Origin of the sequence: Edaphobacter modestus (assembly GCF_004217555.1) — a bacterium.
Taxonomy (GTDB): Bacteria; Acidobacteriota; Terriglobia; order Terriglobales; family Acidobacteriaceae; genus Edaphobacter; species Edaphobacter modestus.
In genome coordinates this window covers 3485340-3498132 of the sequence record NZ_SHKW01000001.1, presented here as the reverse complement: position 1 = coordinate 3498132, position 12793 = coordinate 3485340, and the positions used below count along the sequence as shown (strand labels likewise).

13 protein-coding genes are annotated in these 12793 nt (G+C 58.9%); 5 read left to right on the top strand and 8 right to left on the bottom strand.

The window, feature by feature from the left end; genetic code table 11:
- Window positions 1-60: 60 nt before the first annotated feature.
- Window positions 61-2313, bottom strand: coding sequence for a GH92 family glycosyl hydrolase (locus tag BDD14_RS14915; RefSeq protein ID WP_242617962.1), 2253 nt, complete (start codon window positions 2311-2313; stop codon window positions 61-63).
- Window positions 2314-2708: 395 nt separating this feature from the next.
- On the opposite strand from BDD14_RS14915, the gene BDD14_RS14910 reads away from it, so the two are divergent.
- Window positions 2709-3134 carry an OsmC family protein gene (locus tag BDD14_RS14910; protein ID WP_130419496.1) on the top strand — a complete coding sequence of 142 codons (426 nt, stop codon included), beginning with the start codon at window positions 2709-2711 and terminating at the stop codon, window positions 3132-3134.
- Window positions 3135-3411: 277 nt separating this feature from the next.
- Here the strand turns inward: BDD14_RS14910 and BDD14_RS14905 are convergent, their stop codons facing one another.
- Window positions 3412-4188 carry an SDR family NAD(P)-dependent oxidoreductase gene (locus BDD14_RS14905; protein ID WP_130419495.1) on the bottom strand — a complete coding sequence of 259 codons (777 nt, stop codon included), beginning with the start codon at window positions 4186-4188 and terminating at the stop codon, window positions 3412-3414.
- Window positions 4189-4302: 114 nt separating this feature from the next.
- Between BDD14_RS14905 and BDD14_RS14900 the strand changes: the two genes are divergently transcribed.
- The 3 genes from BDD14_RS14900 to BDD14_RS14890 all read left to right on the top strand — a co-directional run bounded on the left by BDD14_RS14900 (window position 4303) and on the right by BDD14_RS14890 (window position 7520).
- Complete coding sequence (locus BDD14_RS14900; protein ID WP_130419494.1) at window positions 4303-4773, top strand: winged helix-turn-helix transcriptional regulator; 471 nt, start codon at window positions 4303-4305, stop codon at window positions 4771-4773.
- Window positions 4774-4965: 192 nt separating this feature from the next.
- Window positions 4966-6057 carry an IS5 family transposase gene (locus tag BDD14_RS14895; RefSeq protein WP_130417184.1) on the top strand — a complete coding sequence of 364 codons (1092 nt, stop codon included), beginning with the start codon at window positions 4966-4968 and terminating at the stop codon, window positions 6055-6057.
- Window positions 6058-6413: 356 nt separating this feature from the next.
- The gene (locus BDD14_RS14890) at window positions 6414-7520 is read left to right on the top strand and encodes a hypothetical protein (RefSeq protein WP_130419493.1); all 1107 of its coding nucleotides are present in this window, start codon (window positions 6414-6416) and stop codon (window positions 7518-7520) included.
- A 223-nt stretch (window positions 7521-7743) separates the two neighbouring features.
- On the opposite strand, the gene BDD14_RS14885 is transcribed toward BDD14_RS14890, so the two are convergent.
- The 6 genes from BDD14_RS14885 to hslV all read right to left on the bottom strand — a co-directional run bounded on the left by BDD14_RS14885 (window position 7744) and on the right by hslV (window position 12159).
- Window positions 7744-8811 carry an alpha/beta hydrolase gene (locus tag BDD14_RS14885; RefSeq protein WP_130419492.1) on the bottom strand — a complete coding sequence of 356 codons (1068 nt, stop codon included), beginning with the start codon at window positions 8809-8811 and terminating at the stop codon, window positions 7744-7746.
- Window positions 8812-8996: 185 nt separating this feature from the next.
- Complete coding sequence (locus BDD14_RS14880; protein ID WP_130419491.1) at window positions 8997-9203, bottom strand: TOBE domain-containing protein; 207 nt, start codon at window positions 9201-9203, stop codon at window positions 8997-8999.
- Between the two features lie 106 nt (window positions 9204-9309).
- The gene (gene hslU / locus BDD14_RS14875) at window positions 9310-10881 is read right to left on the bottom strand and encodes an ATP-dependent protease ATPase subunit HslU (RefSeq protein WP_130419490.1); all 1572 of its coding nucleotides are present in this window, start codon (window positions 10879-10881) and stop codon (window positions 9310-9312) included.
- A 9-nt stretch (window positions 10882-10890) separates the two neighbouring features.
- On the bottom strand, window positions 10891-11280 hold the full coding sequence (locus BDD14_RS14870; RefSeq protein WP_130419489.1) for a hypothetical protein: 390 nt from the start codon (window positions 11278-11280) through the stop codon (window positions 10891-10893).
- A gap of 25 nt (window positions 11281-11305) precedes the next feature.
- The gene (locus tag BDD14_RS14865; protein WP_130419488.1) at window positions 11306-11506 is read right to left on the bottom strand and encodes a hypothetical protein; all 201 of its coding nucleotides are present in this window, start codon (window positions 11504-11506) and stop codon (window positions 11306-11308) included.
- A 20-nt stretch (window positions 11507-11526) separates the two neighbouring features.
- Window positions 11527-12159, bottom strand: a complete 633-nt coding sequence (hslV, locus tag BDD14_RS14860; protein ID WP_479724010.1) for an ATP-dependent protease subunit HslV — start codon at window positions 12157-12159, stop codon at window positions 11527-11529.
- A gap of 41 nt (window positions 12160-12200) precedes the next feature.
- Between hslV and BDD14_RS14855 the strand changes: the two genes are divergently transcribed.
- Complete coding sequence (locus BDD14_RS14855) at window positions 12201-12779, top strand: hypothetical protein (protein WP_130419487.1); 579 nt, start codon at window positions 12201-12203, stop codon at window positions 12777-12779.
- Window positions 12780-12793 lie beyond the last annotated feature (14 nt).

The window sequence follows — 12793 nt, the reverse complement described above, 5'->3', positions numbered from 1 at the left end:
TGAAGCTGGCGGAATTGTAGTCAACCCGGCGCGGGAAAGCTCACAAAATCGACGGCGCTGTTAATCCTTGATGGCCTTTCCTCTCCACTCGCTTGCCCACTTCGAAGGCTTTGCTCCCATGACGAACTCCAGCGTTGAGCCTTGCAGGATGTCGCTGTAGCGAACCACTGGCTCGTTGAGCGCCTTACCGTTCAGCGTTGCCGATTGGATATACAGGTTCGTGGCGCTGTTATTCTTCGCGAGCACCGTGAACGTCTTTCCGTTCCCCAGCCGCAGGGACACCTTCCCGAACATCGGGCTGCCGATCATGTACTCTCCACTCGCCGGATTCACGGGATAGAATCCCATCGCCGTAAAGAGGTACCACGCGGACATCTGTCCGCAGTCGTCGTCGCCGTCGATCCCCGAAGGCTGGTTCGCGTACTCGGCGTTCGCAATCTCGCGTACCTTCGCCTGCGTCTTCCACGGCTGACCGCTGTAGTCGTACAGGTATCCGTAGTGGTGGCTCGGCTCGTTGCTATGGACGTTGTGCCTGCCTGCGAAGTGCTGATCGAGCTTGGCGTTGTACTTGTCCGCGCCGCCCATCATCGCCACCAGGCCTGGGATATCGTGCAGGCCGCCCCAGGTGTAGACCCATGCATCGCCCTCGGTCCAGCCAGAGACGGAGCGGTTGGTGGGGTTGTCGCGTCCTCCGCCCAGCGGAGCCCACGCGCCCGTGGAGGTTTTGCCGTTCATCAGCCCGACGGCGGGGTTGAAGAGATGTTTGTAGTTCAGCGAGCGTTTGAGGAAGAACTCGTAGTCCTTCTGTCTGCCGAGAGCCTTTGCCACCTGGGCAACGCACCAGTCGTCGTAGCTGTCTTCGATGGTGCGCGAAGCGGCTTCATCGGTCTTGTCAGTAGGGATATAGCCGAGCTGCTTGTAGTACGTGAGGCCACCGCGCGCCTCGTAGGGCGTGTGAGGCTCGCGGTCGAGCCAGCGCCGGGTCGTGTCGCCCTCCGGCGGAGTCATCGCGTCCTTGTAGACCGCATCCCAGGCGGTCTTCCTGTCGAAGCCGGTGAAGCCTTTCACGAGGGCCTCGGCCACCAGCGAGTCGGCGTGCGTGCCGATCATGATGTTGGTGTAGGACGGATTCGGCCACTTCGGCATCCATCCGCCTTCCTTGTAGTTCTGCAGCAGCGCGGTGATCATGCCGGGAACTCGTTCGGGGGCGAGAAGCGTGATCAGGCTGTTCTCCGCGCGAAACGTGTCCCAGATCGAGTAGGCGGTGTAGGATTCGCCCTCGTGCACCTTGTCGTCGAAGGCGCTGTAGTATCTTCCGTACTCCGAGAACACGCGCGGATACAGGAGAGCGTGATAGATGCCGGTATAGACGATCTTCTTCTGGTCGTCCGTCGCGCCCTCCACGCTGATGCGGCCCAGTTTGTCGTTCCACGTGACGCGCAGCTTCTTCTGCACTCCGTCGAAGTCCCATGCGGGAATCTCTTTGCGCAGATTCTCCCGTGCCTGCTCGACGCTGAGGAACGATGTTCCTATGCGCGCCTCGACCATCTCGCCTGCGCCGAACTCCGCGTAGGCTCCGTGCGAACCGGCGCCATCCGCGCCATAGGTCTTCGCATTCTTCCAGCTCTGCCGGAATTCGACGACGAAGTATCCCTTGAAGTTCGGCAGCGCAAACGGTCCGAGATTGCGATCGGTGCGGTCTGGATTGTAACCCGTAATCTCGTGTTTAGCCGCATCGAACTTCGCTTCGCCTGCGACTCCTGGGCGTGAGGCTTCCACCAGCACACGTCCGCTCGCGTTCTTCGGAAAGGTGAAGCGCATGTAGGCGCAGCGCTCGGTTGCGGTGATCTCTGCGCGCAGGCGGCTGCCGTCCTTTGCGGTCATCCAGACGGAGTAGTAGTCGGGCCGCGCGATCTCATCAGCGTGATTGAAGCGCATCTGTCGCGCCTCGGGTGTCGTCGCCAGAGCTCCCACCTGAGGAACGAGGGTCAGGTAGCCGTAGTCGCCCATCCAGATCGCCGGCTGGTGCGTGCTCATGAAGCCCTGGAGGACGGTGTCCTCGTACTTGTACGAGACCACGCTCAGGCGGTTTTGTCGCGTCTGCGCGGTCCAGTTCGTCATGCCGAACGGTGGTGTCACGAAGGGCATGGTTCCGCCGTAGCCGATGGACCCGGAGCCGGTGCCAATGTATGGATTGACCCACTCAACCGCATCGTGCGTCTCGGCACGAGCGGCGACTGCCAACGTCAACGTCAATGTCAGAGCGAACCCCAACCGCCGCCGCGTCTGCGCGCCGGTCTTTTTCCGTGACAAGCTTCGGTTCTTCATCGCAGATGACGATACCAGAGGAAGCTGATTTCCAGACACCTTGAACGGAGGACGCGGCGGTGATTTCGCAGCTGAGAGGGCAAGGGAAGATCAGTAAAAATCGGCGCAGCTCAGAAAGTATCCGCAGGTGCGGCAGACCAGCTTGCAACGGCTGTCTTCGAGTCGCGACGAGCAGGTGGGGCAATAGACCTGATGGTGCTCCGCAGGTAGGGAGCATTGTTCTCCGGTCCTCCTCTCCAGGTTCTCGCTTACCGTTGAGTCCAGGCTCGACATTCCGTAAGGCTAACCCAGTTTGCAGAATTTTCAACCGCCGGTTCACCGCAGGGATGCATCGAATCGTGTACCGTCAAAAAAGCGGTTGAACATAAAGGAGAATTTCCATGGATCGCAGCGCAAGCGCCATCTGGCACGGCACTCTCAAAGAGGGTAAAGGCACCATCTCCACCCAGAGCGGCACGCTCAAGGATACGCAGTACAGCTTCGCCGCCCGTTTCGCCGAGGGCGTCGGCACCAACCCTGAGGAGCTGATCGCCGCCGCTCATGCCGGCTGCTTTACGATGGCGTTGAGCGCGCAGCTGACCGAGGCCGGCTTCACGCCTGAGTCCATCGAGACGAAGGCGGTGGTAACGCTCGACCTGCACGGCGAAGGTCCCACGATCACCAAGATTCATCTCACCAACACTTCTAAGGTTCCCAATCTCGATAAGGCGAAGTTCGACGAGCTGGCTCACAAGGCCGAGGTTGGTTGCCCGGTCTCGAAGGTGCTGAAGGCCGCCGAGATTACCCTGGACGCCACGCTGGTATAGTTTTTTGCCCTGTACCCCCGCCGGGGGGGTACAGGGTAAGTATTTTATGATGTGTAAGTTGTGCGAAATTTTCCCTGCAAAATATTGAAAACAGGGAAGTTATAGCCAAAAATATTGAAAACAAAGGACATAATAAAAGCCCCGGAGGCTACCCTCCGGGGCTTCTCTTTTCTGGTTTTATTCTAGCAAGCTGCGCGAAACTAATCGGCATTTATAAGCCGTTCATTTTGTTAGGCTTACTCCGCAATGGGACTTGACAAGGGTTTTGGCTTGGCTCTTAGCCCCGGGCTGCGGGTCCTCCGAACGGGGTTCCGGTCATTCCTCCATCGACGAAGAGCTCGACGCCCTGGACGTAGGAGGAGTCGTCGGATGCGAGGAAGAGGACGGCTTTGGCGATCTCCTCCGGCTCGCCCATGCGACCGAGAGCGATCACGTTCGAGAACTGCTGCTCGAGCCCGGAGACCTGCTCGGTGGTGCGGGAGTCGTTGCGGGACCAGATGGGAGTTTTGGTGGCTCCGGGGGCGACGACGTTTACGCGGATGCGGCGTGGGGAGAGGTCGGCGGCGAGGGAACGGGCGAGGGCGCGAACCCCGGCCTTGGTGGCGGCGTAGGCGGCATAACCGGGCTGGCCGAGAGTACCGATGACGGAGCCGTTGAGGATGATGGAGGCGCCGTCGTTGAGGTAGGGGAGAGAGTCTTCGACGGTGAAGAAGACGGAGGTCAGGTTGATGTCGACGATCTGGCGGAAGAGCTCCTCGGAGGTCTTGCCTGCGGGGGTGTTGCCGGCAATGCCGGCGTTGGCGAAGACGATGTCGAGTTTACCGAACTTTTCCGCGGCCTTTTGGAAGGCCTCTTTGCGGGCGGCGGAGTCCGTTATCTCGGCGCGGAAGCTGTGCGCGTGGGGCCCGAGCAGCTTGACTGCCTCGTCGAGGGTCTGCTGATTGCGGCCGGTGATGATGACCTCCGCTCCTTCCTCGACGAAGAGCTTTGCCGTTGCCAGTCCGATACCGCTGTTGCCGCCTGTAATCAATGCCTTCTTGCCTTGCAATTTCATCTCTCTCACTCCTCTTTCCGGCTGTGCACCTGAACTTTTGCAGCCGTGGTTTTGATGGTTGAATGTGGTTTCAAGATGCAACTAGTTTTGATAAAATGATTGCTGGAGGATGGTATGAAGCATAAGTCCAACCAGGACAGCGTCTGTCCTATAGCCCGATCGATGGACGTAGTGGGGGAGTGGTGGTCGCTGCTGATTGTGCGCGATGCGATGCTGGGGGTGAAGCGCTTTTCGGAGTTCGAGCGCAGGCTGGGGATGGCGAAGAACATCCTGGCTACGCGGCTAAAGCGGCTGGTGGAGGCGGGAGTTCTGCGGGTGGTTCCGGCATCGGATGGGAGCGCCTACCGCGAGTATGAACTGACCGAAAAGGGCGAGGCACTGCTGCCTGCGATGGTGGCGCTGCGGCAGTGGGGGGAGAGGTTCATGTTCGGCAGTGGAGACGAACATTCTGTGTTGCTGGATGCGAAGGAGCGCAAGCCCCTGGCGGAGATGGTGGTGCGGAGCGAGGATGGTCGGGAGCTGGGGTTGGGGGATGTGGAGCTGGTGATGCCGCGTGGGGACCGTGCGGTTGAGTCTCGCTCGTGAACAGGCTGAAGACCTCTTGTTGTGAGATGCATTTTGACACTGCTGAAGCCGTGCCCTTAGCGAGTTGGCCGAGCTTCGCTCGAATACCCCACCTTAGGCCTTCGGCGTGAAGATGGGTTCTTCGAGGATCTAGGAGCTTGTTGAAATAGGTTCTGGCTTCGTCTGATCTGGGTGTTGGTCCGTCTCTGTTGTATGCGTGGCGACGAGCGGGTTCAGGGTGAGATGTTCAGTTGTGTGACGTTGGAGCAGCGGGTTCCACAGGATCATCCTTTGCGCGAGATTCGCAAGTTGACGGATGCAGTTCTGGTGTCGCTGAACGAGGATTTCGATGCGCTATATTCGGCATCAGGCCGTCCTTCGATTGCGCCCGAGTATGTGCTGCGGGCGCTGTTGTTGCAGGCGTTTTATTCGGTGCGTTCGGAGCGCCAGTTAGTCGAGCAGCTGAACTACAACCTGCTGTTCCGCTGGTTCGTCGGCCTGGGCATGGACGACGCGGTGTGGAACCATGCCGTGTTTTCCAAGAACCGCGACCGGCTGCTGACGTCGGACGTGGCGCAGCGGTTCTTCGCCGAGGTGAACGTGCTGGCGAAGCGCTTCATGAGTGACGAGCACTTCACCGTGGACGGCACGCTGATCCAGGCCTGGGCATCGCAGAAGAGCTTCCGGCCGAAGGATGGCTCCGATGATGGCGACGGCACTAACTTCCGTGGGCAGAAGAGGTCGAACGAGACCCATCAATCGACTACCGATCCGGAGGCGCGGCTCTACAAGAAGAGCTATGGCAAGGAGTCGAAGCTCGCGTACCTGGGCCATGCGCTGGTGGAGAACCGCAACGGCCTGATCGCCGCCGCGATGGCGACCCAGGCCGACGGCCATGCCGAGCGCGACGCCGCCCTGCTGATGCTCGACGAGCGGCAGAAGAACAGCTCGCGGCGCATCACGGTTGGTGCCGACAAGGCCTACGACGCGAAGGACTTCATCGCCGGAGCCCGCGCCCTCAACGTCACCGCACATGTGCAGAAGAACGACAAGGGACGCCGCTCGAACCTCGATGGCAGGACCACCCGGCACGCCGGCTATGCGCTCAGCCTCAGCCGCCGCTGGCTCGTGGAGAAGACATTTGGCTGGTTGAAGCAGACCGGTCCGCTCGACCAGCTGAAGGTGCGAGGACTCGCCAAGGTCGACTGGATCTTCGTCTTCAGCTGCGCCGCACATAACCTGCTGCGTCTGCCAAGGCTCATCCAAAGCCATACTCAGCAGGACCCACAGCAGCAGTGCGCCTGAAGGCCGGTTGAGTCTTCAACCCGGCAAGAAAACATGCCGCAGAATCCGCCAGCCAGCCGTCATAAACAACCCAACTCCCCTGCATCAACCCAAAACCTCATCAGTAAAGGAGTCAGCTCTAGCTATTTCAACAAGCTCCTAGATTTCAAGGGTACGAGTAGACCGTAACCGGGAACAATCGGCAGATTAGCCGAGTCTTCTCCTCTGCCGGGCCTTTCGCCACTTGGCTTCAAATTCGTGGGAAGGTGATTTTGCAACAGTTTGCTGACTCCGACGACCTGAGGATTTCTGCCTATCACGGGCTCAAGGACGACAAGCGATCGGCGTAGCTGATGTAGACGCGTCCGAAGAGCGGGTTGGCAGCAGCCCATCTACCTCTACTTTTGGGATATCTTTCCTCGTATTTGCGGGAGTTAACGAAAGGATATTTGATGAAAGGTGAGTGTGCCGATTTGCATGTCCTGAGGCGACAGGACGGAAAACACTCGTTTATTCCGTCTGGACCGCAAAGAAACTTTTCGCTGTTCAAGAGGCATGGCATTCTTGAGTTGATGAGTTTAAATACCCATATTGCGGTGATTCTAGCGCTTTTTGTCACCACTGGAGCCGGTTGGTGCCAGGCTCATGGGGATTTCGCTAATCCCGGTTTAGCGGCTATTACTCCTGTTGCCAGCACTGCGCGTCTAATTGGAATCTCGGCGGAGATTGATGAGCTTCGAGCCGCACGACAGGATGCCCCTGCCGGCTCGCCTGAGCAGTGGAGGATACTTTGGTTGCACCAGAGGGTTGTTGAGCGTACAGCAGCCGTGCAATTGCAAATAGACGCGACGGTAGCCGAGATTGACAACGAGATAGCGCGGGCAACGGAGGTCCGCGGTTTCCTTGCTGACCGTCGTGATAACAGAGTAACTCGAGCGAACCTGCTGAGTGCTCTGATTGGGGGAGGATTGGGAGGAACTAGCGCGGGATTGCAGCTCTCGACTACACAAACGGCTGCAGCGGCAGGAACGGGAATCGCAGGAGGGGCTATTGCAGCAGGAATTGCGTTGTACGGAATTCATGCTCAAAAGGGAGAGACCCGAACCCTTGAAACGGAGTCGAACATGCTCGCCCAATTTTTTGACCGCCCCATACTTCCGACGAGCCACTATCCGCCTGTAATCTGGCACTTCCTAAGTGAAGTTGCGCCAAGTGACCCAGACCACATCACGAGACGCGACAGACTGATGCGCACCTGGATTGAGCTGAAGCGCTTGGACCCACCGCCCAATACGCCCGTTGGACAGGTCAAGATCGATCATGTGACCAACAGCCCCGAGCAGCACTTGTTGCTGACCATCGATGATCTGGAAGATCGGATGGCAATGCTTCAGGATGTACGTGCCAAGCTGTCTTATCTGAAAAGAGATCTGGCAGCCCTCTTGGAATCTTTGCCTGACGCGCATCCTACTGATCTGAATTAGCAATCTATTAGAAGCGCAAACCAGGCCTGTGTTTACTGATAGCTAGTACTGCCAAATCTCAACTGGCGATAACAGGTCCAAGTCACGCTCCTTGAGAAGAGCCTACTGCCATGCATTTTGGGTTCTGTCCGGTTTGTCGGCAACCCTTCCCTTACGCTCCCGAACGGCCAACAACCGGTAAGGTGCGGTTTGACCGTTATTCGGGAGCAAACCTTTTGCGCCGTCATCTGTCCGATAAGTGGCCAAGATGCGTATCGAAGAATGCGGTGATCTCTCCGAAGGCTGCCTTTGTCTCGGGGGCACGATCATCGAACTGGTACTGAGCATGTGACTGCCCTTCGAAGACTTCGAGCTGCGCATCGATGCCGGCTTCGCGCAGCTTGCGGTGGACGCGCACGGTGTTGCTCAGCAGCAGATCGCGCGTTCCGGTAGTCAGGATCGCTGGCGGAAATCCGTGCATATCTCCGTAAACCGGAGAGAGGAGCGGGTCCTTAAGATCATGTCCGTGTGCATAAACAACCGTGGCGGCATCGCAGAATCCATCGCGAGATACAAGAACATTGTCAACCATCTCGTTTGTGTAGAAGGTGTCGCCGGTCTTGGTGACATCTGACATCGGTGTACCAGGCGCGATCGCTCCAGGCATGGGGAGGCCCATCTGCTTCGCCCGCAGCATCATCTCCAATACCAGAGCACCGCCAGCGGATGTGCCAAACACCGCGATGTTTTTAGGGTCATATGTCTTCAGCGCCTCCTTGTAAACGGTCATCGCATCATCCAGCGCTGCGGGAAAGTAGCCTTCGGGCGGCATGCGGTAATCCACCGAGACCACTTTGAAGTGTCCCAGTCCGGCCATGAGGATGGCCTCGCCTGTACCCGACTCGCCTGGAAACATGACATAGCAGCCGCCATGAACGTGAATGAGCAGCTTGTCGCGGTGTTCGTGCGGGATGCTGTCGGATGAAACCGTAAAGATTCTTACTCCGCCCATCGTGCCGGGCTTGGTGGTGACGTGGAGACGCTCGCGCGATGCCGGAAGAGTTTGCATCGTTTTTGCCGCCTGAGTGTTGGCAGCCGCTCTCCATTCCTCACCCGTCTTCCACAAAACATTCCAGTTCGGATTGCGTGGGGCGGCGATGATCTTTTGCATTTCAGGGCTGACATCTCCCGGCACTGGCAGGGTCTTTGCCGGCACCTGTGCAGGAGGCAAGCTGCTATTGTTGCCTTGCGAGGCGGCGTTAGCAAAGAGAGAAGCTGCACAGACAAGGACAAGTAATCCGGGGACTTTCATAGACAAGTTCCTTTTATCGTTTCCATTCTTTCACTCTTCGCTTGTGGTGAGCGAATCTGTCGCAAGCTTCCGAATGGTCGGCAAATAGGAAGTTATCTTGAACCAGGTCGTGGCGATAGCGGCGGGTCGACGCCGCTGCCAGCCGTCAGAAACCGCACCCTCTGGCCTGTGGCAGGAGGATGAGCTCAGTCCTTCTGGAGCATCACTTCGGTTGACTTGATCACCACTTTGACAGCATCCCCTTGCTTGAGTGCCATCTCTTCGGCGCTTCTTCTGGTGATCACGCTTTCAATGAGGTTCTCGCCAACGCGAACGGCGACGTGGGCCATTACTCCGCCAAGCTGAATCTCTTCGACGGTGCCTATGAGTTGATTGCGAGCGGAAAGTGTCATGCCGGAAGCATATCTCAGCCGCAGTCCCAAGAGCAGCATTGGAGGGAGGCGCCCGACCGCGCCACCTTGGCGTCTCCCAAAGAATGCCGGTATGTAGGTTTCAGGATCAGAGGATGTAGCGGGAGAGGTCCTGGTCTTTCACGATGGAGGCGACCTGCTGGCGGACGTATTCGGGGTCGACCACGATGACTTTTTCGGTTACGCCTGCGGTTTCGCGCTCGATGACGGGAAGTGGCGAGGCGGCAGGGCCGCTCTCGGCGGCAATCTGGGCGACGACGCCCTCTTCGGTGGGTTGTCCGCGTGAGGTCTTCATCAGGTCGGGGGCCTGGAAGCTGATCTCGTCGAGGACGCGCTCGAGGATGGTGTGGAGGCGGCGCGCTCCGATGTTTTCGGTGGTCTCGTTGACGCGGAAGGCGAAATGCGCCATCTCCGCGATCGCTTCCTTGGTGAACTCGAGCTTGAGGCCTTCGGTTTCGAGCAGGGCAACGGCCTGTTTGACCAGCGAGCTTTTGGGTTCGGTGAGGATGCGGACGAAGTCTTCGACGGTGAGCGAATGGAGCTCGACGCGGATGGGGAAGCGGCCCTGGAGCTCGGGGATGAGGTCGGAGGGTTTGGAGACGTGGAAGGCTCCGGCGGCGATGAAGAGGATGTGGTCGGTCGAAACCATGCCGTACTTGGTGTTGACGGTGGTGCCTTCGACGATGGGGAGGATGTCGCGCTGGACGCCCTCGCGGGAGACGTCGGGGCCGTGGCCGCCTTCGCGCCCGGCGATCTTGTCGATCTCGTCGAGGAAGACCATGCCGGAGTCTTCGACGCGCTCGACGGCGAGGCGGGTGACCTGGTCCATGTCGATGAGGCGACCTTCTTCCTCCTGCACGAGATACTCGAAGGCTTCGGATACCTTCATCTTGCGTTTCTTGGTGCGCTGGCCGAAGAGACCGGGGAGCATGTCCTTGAGATTGATATCCATCTCTTCGGTGCCCTGGTTGGTGATGATCTCGAAGCTGGGCTGATTGCGGTCACGTACGTCCATCTCGACGATGCGTTCATCGAGCTTGCCTTCGCGGAACTGCTGGCGGAGTTTTTCGCGTGTGCGCTGTTCGCGTTCTCCGGGCTTTTCTTCTGTCTCGGACGGAGACTCCGGCGTAGCGGCAGGAAGCTGGATCACGTTGCTTCCGGGCTCGTGCGTTGCTGCAGCGGCGGTAACCGCAGCGGGGGTGGGGGGCAGCAGGAGATCAAGCAAGCGGTCTTCGGCGGCGAGCTCGGCCTTGTCTTCGACCTCTTCGAGCTTTTCTTCGCGCACCATGTCGATGGCGATCTCGACCAGGTCGCGGACGATGGATTCGACGTCGCGGCCCACGTAGCCGACCTCGGTGAACTTCGAGGCTTCGACCTTCAGGAAGGGCGAGTTGGTGAGCTTGGCGAGGCGGCGGGCGATCTCTGTTTTTCCAACGCCGGTGGGCCCGATCATGATGATGTTCTTGGGCATGATCTCTTCGGCGAGGTCGGGGGCGAGTTTCTGGCGGCGCATGCGGTTGCGCAGAGCGATGGCGACGGCGCGTTTCGCGGCCTTCTGACCGACGACGTACTTGTCCAGCTCGGTGACGATCTCGCGGGGGGTCATCTCGTCGAGTGCGAGGGATTGATCGTCAGCGGTTCCGGGTAGATAGATTGCCATGGGTGTTCCTTACTGTTCTGATTTGCGCGGTTGGAGAGCGCTTTCACACTGTTCTATGGATTCGACGTCCGCGAGGTCCTTTAGACGTCCAAAGGCACGTTTGTTCTGCTTGAGCTGTGCGGCGGAGATATACGGAGCATCAACATTTCCCTCGATATTAACCATGATGCGATCTCGCCACGCTTCCTCGAAGTCTACGCCGGTGATCCTGGGAAGAAAGTCCACCTGATAGAGAGGACGGCCGAACCGAAACATCTGGTCGGGAGTCTTCAGGCGACACGCCAGCGAGCGGAACACCGTACGCAGCCAGCCCCCGGAAGATAGCGTCGCAGTTCTGAGCGTCGGTCGCGTAAAAGATGTCCGAGTCGTTCGTCCCCGTGGCTCGGAGTGATAGGTCACGGCATATCCGCCCACAATAAGGTACCTAGCGCTTTGGAAGTTTAAGGCGGACAACAGATCGACGAAGTTCCTGTCCATCAGGCGCTAGTCCTTTCATCCGGTATCCCATAAGACTTAGCTCCCATGCTTTCTGCATGCGTTCGGCGGGGCGGACGCTCTGCCAGTAGCGATAGTCCTCTGCCTTGAGCTCGTTCGGATCGGAGATGAATCGAATCGTCTTGTCCATCTTTTGTTTACCCCTTCAAGCTATGTAGTCGCTTTCAGCTCTTCGATCAGAACCTTGTCGTTGGTGTAGATGCAGATGTCGCCGGCGATCTTCATGGACTTTTCAGCGATCTCTCGCGCGGAGAGCTGGGTGTTGTCGAGCAGGGCGCGACCTGCGGCGAGCGCGAAGCTGCCTCCGCTGCCGATGGCGCAGATGCCTTCGTCGGGGTCGATGACGTCGCCGGTACCGGAGAGCATGAGGGTCTGCTTGACGTCGGCGACGATGAGCAGGGCTTCGAGCTGGCGGAGCATCTTGTCGGTGCGCCAGTCCTTGGCCAGCTCGACGGCAGCGCGGCTGAGGTTGCCGGCGTACTGCTCGAGCTTGGTTTCGAAGCGGGCAAAGAGCGAGAAGGCGTCGGCGGTGGAGCCGGCGAATCCTGCGAGCACCTTGTCCTGATAGAGGCGGCGGATCTTTTTGGCGGAGTGCTTCATCACGGTGTTGCCGAGCGATACCTGACCATCGGCCGCCATGACCACGGAATCGTCGCGCCGAACGCAGACCACGGTGGTGGAGCGGATGCGGCGCCCCTCGCCCAGATCGAGAGGATGGGCCGAGGAGGCCTTGAGAGAGATGGAAGGGGCTCGAAGTGACGAAAAAACGCGACTTTTACTCACATCTCAGTATATCGCCAGCTTGCGCGCTGGACAGGAGACAAGTGGGACTGGGAGAAAGCGCCCTTTATGGGACAGATCCACAAATAAGGGACAGCGCGGCAAACTCTTCAGCCGCAATCTTCTCGACCTGGGCTATGCTTTGGCTAACAGCCGTGTTTACGACCGTGCCAGAGTATCTCTCGGTTCCTCTGCGTTCTCCGCGAAACGCCGTTATGGCGGTGGCCGCGGCAGCTGCGGTGGGTGGTATCGCCTGGTTTCTTCTTCGGCGCCAGCGGCCCACGGCAGAGGAGATCGAACGCGCCCGCCGCGAACAGCTTGCCTCCAGCGGCCGCATTACCGACGGCAGCATCACCGATACTCCTTTTTCCCAGCAGGATGACACGACTCCCCCGCAGCAGATCATCGTCTATAACTATCGGATTGCGGGTGTCGCCTACGAGGCCGCGCAGGATGTGACGTCGCTGGGCGACCTGGTTCGGGATATTCGGACAGACCTTCCGATCCAGGTTCGTTATGAGCCGCATAATCCGGCCAACAGCATCGTGGTGGCCGAAAGCTGGAGCGGCCTGCGGCTGGGGATCCCGCATTCTCAAAAAGATGCCGGCACGCCGGCGACCTGAAACGATTCGAGATG